At 73.3% G+C, this 9290-nt stretch carries 7 protein-coding genes; 1 reads left to right on the forward strand and 6 read right to left on the reverse strand.

Annotated elements, in window-relative coordinates; translation table 11 throughout:
* Positions 1–530: 530 nt before the first annotated feature.
* Positions 531–1637 carry a helix-turn-helix domain-containing protein gene (locus VMV22_02005; GenBank protein HUY21092.1) on the forward strand — a complete coding sequence of 369 codons (1107 nt, stop codon included), beginning with the start codon at positions 531–533 and terminating at the stop codon, positions 1635–1637.
* Positions 1638–1743: 106 nt separating this feature from the next.
* Here the strand turns inward: VMV22_02005 and VMV22_02010 are convergent, their stop codons facing one another.
* The 6 genes from VMV22_02010 to VMV22_02035 all read right to left on the reverse strand — a co-directional run.
* Positions 1744–2307, reverse strand: coding sequence for a VOC family protein (locus VMV22_02010; GenBank protein HUY21093.1), 564 nt, complete (start codon positions 2305–2307; stop codon positions 1744–1746).
* Positions 2308–2369: 62 nt separating this feature from the next.
* Positions 2370–2753: a DUF6027 family protein gene (locus VMV22_02015; protein HUY21094.1), complete on the reverse strand. Its 384-nt coding sequence runs from the start codon at positions 2751–2753 to the stop codon at positions 2370–2372.
* Positions 2750–5596 (reverse strand): family 78 glycoside hydrolase catalytic domain, encoded by a 2847-nt coding sequence (locus tag VMV22_02020; GenBank protein ID HUY21095.1) that lies wholly within the window; start codon positions 5594–5596, stop codon positions 2750–2752. The genes VMV22_02015 and VMV22_02020 overlap by 4 nt, the downstream gene beginning before the upstream one ends.
* Positions 5597–5749: 153 nt before the next feature.
* Positions 5750–6616: an amidohydrolase family protein gene (locus VMV22_02025; protein HUY21096.1), complete on the reverse strand. Its 867-nt coding sequence runs from the start codon at positions 6614–6616 to the stop codon at positions 5750–5752.
* Positions 6613–8274, reverse strand: coding sequence for an SDR family NAD(P)-dependent oxidoreductase (locus VMV22_02030; GenBank protein ID HUY21097.1), 1662 nt, complete (start codon positions 8272–8274; stop codon positions 6613–6615). The genes VMV22_02025 and VMV22_02030 overlap by 4 nt, the downstream gene beginning before the upstream one ends.
* A partial coding sequence (locus tag VMV22_02035; GenBank protein ID HUY21098.1) for a monooxygenase occupies positions 8271–9290 on the reverse strand: 1020 nt, incomplete at its 5' end. The genes VMV22_02035 and VMV22_02030, both read right to left, overlap by 4 nt.

Here is a 9290-nt window from a genome sequence, read left to right on the forward strand (position 1 = left end):
CGCGGATCGTCCGAGGAGGCCAGATCGGCCACCATGCCGGCGGAGGCCCCCGATGCCTCGTCGTCAGCCTGCATGCGCACTCCTCTCACACCAGGGATCTCACGGGGTCGCCACCGCGGCGTCCTGCGTGCCACCAGCGCCAACGCGATTCTCCAGGCCGGCCGCCCCCTGCGGGTACGTTAGCGTTTCCTGACGCGAATGTCAGCTCTGACGGCGGCGTCAGTCCAGCCTGTCCGTGCGGGCCGTGGTGGGCCCCGCCACCGGTCGCAGCGAAGACTCTCCGCCCGGTGGTGGGCCGTCCCGGTCCCGTCGGCGGGGTCCCCCCGTCGTGGCCGCTCGGCGCCGACGGGGCCGGCCGGGTCTGCTCGTCCCGACCACCTTCGGCTCCGCCTGCCGACGGCTCCGTTCCGGGACCCCCGAGGCATCGGGGTCCCGGGTCCAGGGTCGGGCCCTACCCGCCGATGCATACACCTGAGGCCTGGCGACTCGGACTCCGAAGTACCATTCATACGGGGGTTAGGGAGGGCGTTGTGGCAACCGCAGCCGGCGACAGGACCATGCGGCGCCGCGGGACTCGACGCCAGCAGTGGCCCGCGACGCCCGTCGACATCGGCACCGCGCTGCGCGAGGCCCGCGAGGGCTCGGCCGTGACCCTGGCCGAGGTTCACGACCGCACCGGCGTCCCCTGGCAGCAGCTCGAGGCCCTGGAGTCCGGCGACCTGTCGCGGTTCCAGGACCAGCGGACGGCCCTCACCGCCGTGCAGCGCTACACCGACCTGATGAACCTCGACTCCCCTCAGTTCGCCCGGGTGGTCCAGGAGCACTGGGGGAGCCCGCTCGCCGGGTTCCCGAGCCCGACGCCGACCCCGTCGGGACGGGGGAGGAAGAGCGCCGCCCGCAGCCGGAGCGAGAGCCCGCCCCCGCCGCCCCCGACGACCGGCCACCTCAGCCGGTACCCCGGAGACGAGTCACACCTGCGTGCCTTCACCCAGACGGCGCAGGTTCCGGGCGTGACGCGCGGCGGCACTCCGGCCGAGAACGGCTTCGCCTCCCACGGGCAATTCTCGGTGACCGGCGTCTTCCCGGCCATGCCGGCCGTGCACCGCCCCGTCCGGCCCGCGCCGGCCCCCCTGCGCGCCGCGGTCTGGTGCACGGTGGTGCTGCTGCTCGTGGGGGTCGGGGGCCTGGCGGTCCACCGATATCACCCCCAATGGCTGGCCGACATCCACCTGGTGCGCGGCGCCCACCACGGCACGTCGACGTCGGGCGGCGCCGGCTCGCGCCCGTCGTCCACACGCAGCTCGGTGGTGACGCAGACCTCCATCACCAACGCCGGCGCGTCGATCTCCGTGCGCGCCGCGCAGTTCAGCGTGGAGGTGGCCGCCAGCCAGCCCTGCTGGGTCTCGGCCAGCACCCCCCAGAGCTTCTCCCCCATCTTCGGCAAGACCCTCCAGGCCGGCGACACGGCGCTGATCGATTCGGCCAATGGCCAGCTCACGGTCAACGTCGGCTCGAGCTTCGTGCTCATGGTGGTGAAGATCAACGGGAAGACGGCGCCGGGGTGGCTCTTCAAGCCGCCGAACGCCCCCTTCGTCCTCAACTTCACCTCGGCCACCGCGTCCGGCTCGACGTCCTGACGGCGCCCGGCACCGGGCACCCGGCACCGGCCGTGGGCACCGCTGCGAGCGCGCCGGTCTGCCGGGGCCGACCCTGGGGGCCCGGTGGTGACCGTGGTGGTGGCGGTCAGACGAGCGTGGTGTGGGGCACCGACCGCACCGACCCCTCGTCGCGCAGCTCACGGACGGCGGGCACGGGGTCGGGGTCGGAGAACAGACGGTGGTCGCCGTAGTCCGCGGGGCGCCCGGTGGCGTCGAGGGCCCACCACGACGCCTCGAGCGCGATGCCGTTGGGGTCGGTGAAGTAGATCGAGCGGATGAAGTCGTGGTCCACCACGTCGGTCACGCCGCAACCCGCCGCCTTCAGCCGGTCACGCAGCTCGAGGAGCGCGTGCTCGTCGGGAAGGTTGAACGACAGGTGGTCGAACTGCACGGCCCGGGGGTCGGGCACGCCGGCGGGCTTGGCGAAGCGCTCCAGGGCGAGCCCCCCGTACTCGAAGAACGCCACGGTGTTCTGCGCGCCGAACTCGAAGAAGTAGTGACGGAACTGCGGGGTGCCGATGGTCGCCACCAGCCTGGCGCCGAGCACCCCGTGGTAGAAGCGGACCGTGGCGTCCATGTCGTCGGTGATGAGGGCCAGATGGTTGATGCCCCGCCACCGGGGGCCTTCGGGGTCGAGCGGCTCGGTCATACCGGTCCTCCGTAGCGCGGGTCTCCTGCGCCTCCACGCTACCGGGGCGCGTGGAGGGGGCGTCAGCGCTGCTCGGGGTAGATCGACGGGTCCTCGAGCGGGAGCCGGAGCCACTCGACCATCTGCCGCAGCCGGTCGTACGCCTGCAGGCGGGCCTCGGTGGTCCCGGTGCGCTCGGCCTGCTCGATCGCCTCCCACAGCCGGTGCACCATGGCGGGGCCGAGCTCCAGCAGGCCGCCGCTGCCCCCGGTGGCCCACTTCGCCAGCACGTAGTGCACGAGCGCCCCTTCGGGGACGCCGACGTTGCCACTGAGGGTGCGGATGGTCACCATCGGGTCGACGTGCGCGTACAGCGCCACGTCCGCCTTGAAGTTGGCGTCGGGGTCGTCGTCGGCCCACGGCCCCGTGAAGGGCTCGAGCCGGACCGTGTCCGGGTCGTCGGTCATGTGGGACCGCGGAACCGGTACTGCCCCGCTCCCACGCCCACGACGACCTCGCCGCGGGCACCGGGGACCACGCGCACGCCGGGGGCGCTTCGAAGGGGTCGCCCGCTCTCGGTCACGCCGGTCGCCGTCCCCACCGGCAGCTGCACGGTGGCCGCGCTGTTGGGGGGGACCGTCACGTCGAGGGTGAAGGGCCCGGGGGCCACCGCCTCCCGGCTCCGTTGCCACGAGACCGACACGGTCCCCCGCGGGGTCGGCACCATCCCCGCCGCCTGCGCCAGCCCGGCACGCGGTGGCGTCACGTCGAACGACGCGTAACCGGGGCTCGTCGGGCGCACGCCGAGAAGGGTGCGCTGGATGTCGACCAGCACGGTGGACCCCCAGCCGTGCGACATGCTGTCGCCGTTGGCGTCGGACGGCTCCCACACCTCCCACGTGAAGGTGCCGCCCAGTGCCAGGATGCGGGCCCACCCGTCGATCGTCGGGTCGGTCAGGAGCCGCACGACGTCCTCGGTCCGTCCCGCCATGGCCAGACCCCGCAGCACCTCGTCGGCCGTGCGGGGCGGCACCGCCATCCCCTGGCCGGCGACGAAGGCCGCCACCGCCGCCTGGCGCCCGGCCGGCACCACTCCGTAGGCGAGCGCGCAGGCGTTGGCGTCCTGCGACGCCTGCGCGGTGCGCGCTCCGCTCCCGTCGATACCGTCCACGTACATGCCGTCCCCGCGGGTCAGGTGCCGGTTGACGGCCGCCGTGAGCTGCACCTGGCGGCGGCGGTGGACCGCCACCTCGGCGGCAGGGCGCCCGAGCGCGGCGCCGGCGTCGGCCGTGCGGCGGAACACGTTGGCGCCGAGCACGTTCAACCTCGTCACGATGGGGAAGGAGTAGTAGATGCTCGTCGACGGCAGGTCGTCGACGAGCCCCGTCCCGCCGTCGATCGAGTCGTGGACGTAGCCCGACAGCCGGACCAGCACGGGGTATACGGCCTTCAGCAGACTGCGGTCGCCGGTGTGCATCCAGTACTGCCACACCCATTCCGGATAGATCTCGGTGAATTCGTTGATGTCGAGGGCGCCGAGACCCGTCGGGTAGATCTTGTTGATGGAACCATTCTTCCAGTAGCGGGCCTGGGACTGGGCGAACTCGAGCAGCGACTTGCGGGTGAGGTTCTGCTCACCGAAAACGGCCATGGCCGTCCGCGACTCGTTGAACCCGTCCCACAGCCACGGCCCCTTCTCGCGCGTCGGCGTGTCGATGAACTGCTCCTGGGCGCTGAACAGCGCCGAGTGGCGCGCCAGTTCGAACACGGCGTCGACACCCGGTGCCGACGAGGTGAACGTCCCGGCGTGCTCGTCGGGCACCGCCGCATGGCGCGTGCGCGCCACGACGTCCCCGGGCGCCAGGGTCTCGCCGGGGTCGTCCACCTGGAAGTACCGGAAGCCGAGGTAGTCGAAGGGGTGGAACTCCTCGGTCCCGCCCCGCTGCACGTACGAGTAGCTCATGTCGGTGTGCTGGGTGCCCCGCGTCGTCGACACCCGGCCCGCCTCCCCGGTGAAGGGCTGGCCGGGCGTGGGCTCGTCGAGCAGGTACCCCGCCCGCATCGTGACCACGCGCCCCGCCACCCCCTGGTGGAAGGTCACGGTGGGGACCGCCGCGTAGACCTTGCCGAAGTCGGCCACGACGGCGCCCGACGCCAGGCGGGTGAGCGAGACCGGCTCGACCGGCTCCTCCACGATGCGGGTGCGGACGGCGACCAGGTGCCGCCACGGCGCCACGCCGGCGCGCCCGAGGACGGCGGCGGGCGCCCAGCCGCTGTCGTCGAACCCGGGCCGGTCCCAGCCCACGGGGACCAGCCCTCCGTCGATGTTCTCGGTGAAGTCGACCTGGTCGCCTTCGAGGTCGCGCTGTGTCGCCGGCAGCCAGGCCCCGTTGCGCACGCGCCACGAGCCGTCCGTCGCCACGATCGCCCGGTGGCCGTCGCGGTGCAGGATCGACACCTGGGCGATGACCCCGGGCTTGCCGGCGGGATGGCCCTTGGTCGCACCCTGCCAGTTCGAGAGGATGGCGATGGCGTTGGGGGCGCCCGGCCGCAGCAGCGAGGTGACGTCGAGGGTCTCGTAGTACTGCGAGTCGGGGTAGCAGTAGGCCTGGCCCTTACCGGCGCGCGTCCCGTTCACGGAGAGCTCGTACTGCTGGTCGCCGCTCACGTAGGCGCGAGCGCGCACCACGGGCGAGTCGTGCAGCACGACCTCGGTGCGGGCGTACGTGTACAGATCGGGCTCGGCAGGCGCGGCGCGGCCGATCCACCGCGCCGTCCAGTCGCGGTCGCGCAGGCCCGTCTCGAACGTCGCCGTGGGCGCGAACCCGCTCGGGCCACCCGAGGCCGCCCAGGTCTGCACGCTCCAGCGGTACAGGGTGTCGGGGGCGAGGGCAGGGCCCCTGTAGGAGACGAAGGCCTGCTCGCCCGAGGCCACCCGCCCGGAGTCCCAGACCGTGGCGGGCGTGGCGCGCCCCCCCGTGGGCGCCGGGCGCGAGACGACGAGCCGGTAGGCGCGCTGGGCCGCGCCGCGGCGGGTGTCGCCCACGTGCCACCCGAAGTTCACGTCGTCGAGGCCGAGGCCGACGGGGGCCACGAGCCCGTCGACGGTCAGGCCCGTCGGTCTGCCCGGCGCCGGACCCGGCTTCGGGGCCGCCGATCCCTCGGCCACCCCCGCTGGGGTCGGGCCCGCCCACTCCCCGGTGGCGACGCCCGCCACCACGAGGGCGGCGGCCCCCGTCAACCCGCCGCCGAGCACCTGCCGTCGGCTCACGAGCGGGCCGCGGCCGTCCTCCCCCGATTCGGACTCCACGCCGGAGCAAGATAGATCGCCCCGGGGCGGTCGGCCCAGGGTCGCCGCCTCCCCGGTGATCGACGGCGTCGGGCGGCGGTGTCCCACCGCCGGCGGTCCGCGGCGAACGGCGGTTCGGATCCGACCTGCCCACGCCAAGGCGACCGGGGCGGCCTAGCAGCGATAGACGCGCTCCGCGTTGTCGGCAAAGAGCTTCCCGCGGGATTCGCCGTCGAGGCCGGCGGTCACGGCGCTGAACGTGGTGTACAGCTCGTCGAAGGTGCCGTACATGGAGTCGACGGGGAAGTTGCTGGCGAACATGCAGCGGTCGACGCCGAAGGCATCGATGGCGTACTCGAGCCAGGGGGCGAAGGCGTCGACGCGCATGGACCCGAACGGCATGGCCAGGCCCGAGAGCTTGCAGACGACGTTGTCGCCGAGGCCGGCCAGGGCGTCGATGCCGCCCTGCCAGAGAGCGCGCTCCTCGTCCGAATTCGAGCGGGGCCACCCGGTGTGCTCGACGACGACGGTCAGGTCGTCGAAGCCGGCGAGCTGCGCCGCTGCCACCCGGAGCTGATCGGGATGCGCCATCAGCTCGAAGAGCAGGTTCCGGTCCCGCAGTGCGTGGAGCACCCCGGCGTCGGGCAGCGGCCCCATGTGGGCGCCCATCGGCCGGACCCCACGGAAGCGTGACGCAGCCATCTGCCGGTCGATGAGCGCGACGGCCTCAGCCACCGTGTCGGTCGGCGGGAGGCCGCCGACGATGGCGTCGGGACGGCCGCTCGTACGGGCGTTGGCATCGAGCTCGACGGTTTCGTCGATGGAGTGACGACCGGTCGCAGCGGCGACGTTGACGATCTTCTCGACGTTCCACCGCGCCGTCTCGGCCTGGTAGGTGTCGGCGTCGAAGCGGCGGCGCATCCTCGACGCATCGCCGGTGCCGTGGTGCTGAGGCTGCGACAGATACGGGTACCAGTCCGCCCGGGCGGGATCCCACAGGTGCACGTGGGCGTCGACGACGCGGCTGGGCCGGGCGGTCATCGGGCCTCCACGTGCGGTGGGGCGCCCGTGCCGTTGACGACCTCCCGGAGCGTGGCGCCGAGCCACTCGGGGACAGCGGGACCGCCGTACGTGATGCTGCCGATCGGTCGGGGGTGACTCCGGAGGCCGAGCCATCCGGCGCCGACCACCAGCTCCGCACCGGCGAGTGCCGGTGCCTCGGGGTGGCCGAGCAGGTGGGCGACGAGCTCGCCCACCGGTCGGCCGGCCGCCGCCTCGGACGCCTCGATGCCCGCCGCGAAAGCCGTGACCCGGCCGTGCGTCGATCCCGCGGCAGCTCGGGCGAGCTGCGCCGAGGCCTGGGCTCGACTCCGGCCTCCCGTCGTGGTGGCGTCGGTGAGCGTCACCAGCCGGACAGGGCGGGCAGAAGCAGCGGCATAGTCGGCGGTCGCCCGGGCCCATCCGGCGTCGGCATGGATGTGCTCGACGATCCCGCGGTGCTCGGCGAGCACCCGCTCCCAACCGACCGTCGACGGGACCGTCGGCTGCCGACCGGCGGGCGCGAGGACGATGGCGTCGATCGGCCCGGCGGTCTCGACCATGGCGCGCAACGCCTCGCCCGCCTCGCGGAAGCCGTGCGCGACCACGGCGCGGTGACAGGTGACGGACCGAGCCTCGAGCGCGACGGTGAGAGACGCGGCCAGGTGGGGGCGGTCGGTGACGACGGCACAGGATCGCACGTGCGCCGGTGCGAACTCGGCGGGCGCCGGCTCGTCGAAGATCGGCCCGAACCGCGGGTTGCCGCCGCCCCCGCTCGCCTGACTGGCCTCGGCGGTGACGAACGCTCGGGGGACGACGGCCTCGAGCACCCGGGCCAGCGAAACCACCTCGTCGCTGCGCACCACCTCGAGCAGATGGGGCTCGTCCACCACCGCCACCTCCGACCCGCCGGCGAAGAGCACCCGGCCGGTGCACCATCCGAATCCGTCACCGACCAGGTACGCGCCGAGCGGCCCGAGGTCCTCGGGACCGGGCATCGACCTGAGCGACATCCCGCCACCGCGTGAGGCCCCGCCCGCCTGACGAGCGCGCTCGACGGCCGCGGCGACCATCCGGGTGGCCGCGATGGGCGAGATGGCGTTGACGGTCACGCCCGGCGGCGCCTGCCGGCCCAGCTGCCACGTGAGGGCGGCGACGGCTCGCTTGGCGCAGCTGTATGCACCGGCATCGGCGGGCCGCCACCCCGAGCCGGAGGTGACGCCGAGCACGCGGCCGTGCCCGGCGGCGGCCATGAGCGGCAGCGCGGCGTCGAGCACGTTGAGGTAGCCCCCCAGGTGCACGGCGAGCAACGCGAGCCAGTCTTCCTCGGTACCCTCGGCGAAGCTGTTGTGACGGGTGATGCCGGCCACGTTGACGACGGCGTCGAGCCCGCCATGCTCGTCGACCAGCTCCCCGAACAGGCCGCGGACCGCCTCGCCGTCGGTCACCGACACCGACGAGCTCCGGGCCGAGCCACCCGCCGCCACGATGCGGCCCGCTGTGGTCTGCTCCGGCTCGGGGAGGCGCTCGGCGCCGTCGAGGGTCACGAGGGGGTCGATGGTGACGACGAACCAGCCGCCCCGACCGAGCTCCTCGGCGATCGCCGCCCCGATCCCACCGCCGCCGCCGGTCACGACGGCGACCTGCTGCCGCGCGCTCACGACGCCGGCGACCGGACCTCGAGCGCCAGGCCCTCGAACCGACCGGCGTCGAGCCACTGTTCGAGCAGCTCGCGGTAGCCGAACCAGTCACCCATGCCGCGGCCGTAGTTGCCGTTGCGGGGGTTCATCGCTTCCGGATGGCCCTCGTTGTTGATGCGCGACGGCGTGCAGGCGGACATGACGGCGCTGCCGTCGACGAAGGAGTCGACGACCTTCCGTGTCCACGCCTCCTCGGCCTCGGCGCTCACGTCGAACACCTCCACGCCCCGCTCCTCGAGCAGCCGGACAGCCCCGCCGATGAACTCGGCCCCGAGCACGGCCAGCTGCGTGTAGTTGACGGTCACCACCGCCTGCTGCCCCGGCGCCGGCATGACGAACAGGTTCGGGAAGCCTCGGCTCATCATCCCGAACAGGCTGGCGGCGCCGTCGGCCCACTTGTCGGCCAGGGTGCCGCCGCCACGCCCCACGATCTCGTGGCCGGCCCGGCGGAACAGCGGGGTGAGCTCGGCCTCGAAGCCGGTGCCGTAGACGATGCAGTCGACCTCGTACTGCTGCCCGTCGACGACTGGGCCCTGCTCGGTGATCCGTTCGATCCCCGCGGGGCAGTCGACCAGCGTGACGTTGGGGTGGTTGAACGCCTGCAGGTACTCGTCGTGGAAGCACGGCCGCTTGCAGAGATACCGGTAGTACGGCTTCAGGATCTCGGCCGTGGCGGGATCGGCCACCAGCTCCTCGACCCGGCGCCGGTGCGCCTCCATGATCCCGTAGTCGAATTCCTCGGCGCTGCGCAGGAACTCGGCCGTCGTCATGCCCTCGGCTCGCGGGGGGTGGTGGACCGCCGCGTAGTGGTGTGTCCAGCCGTCGTCCACCAGGTCGACCTCGACGGGCCGGCCCAGCATGATCGCCTGGAAGTTGTCCATCCGGGCCCGCTGCCAGCCCGGCTCGAGCCCGGCGGCGAAGGCGGGATCGGTGGGCCGGTTGCCCCGCTCGCCGATGGCCGACGGCGTGCGCTGGAA

Source organism: Acidimicrobiales bacterium (assembly GCA_035531755.1).
GTDB lineage: Bacteria > Actinomycetota > Acidimicrobiia > Acidimicrobiales > UBA8190 > DATKSK01.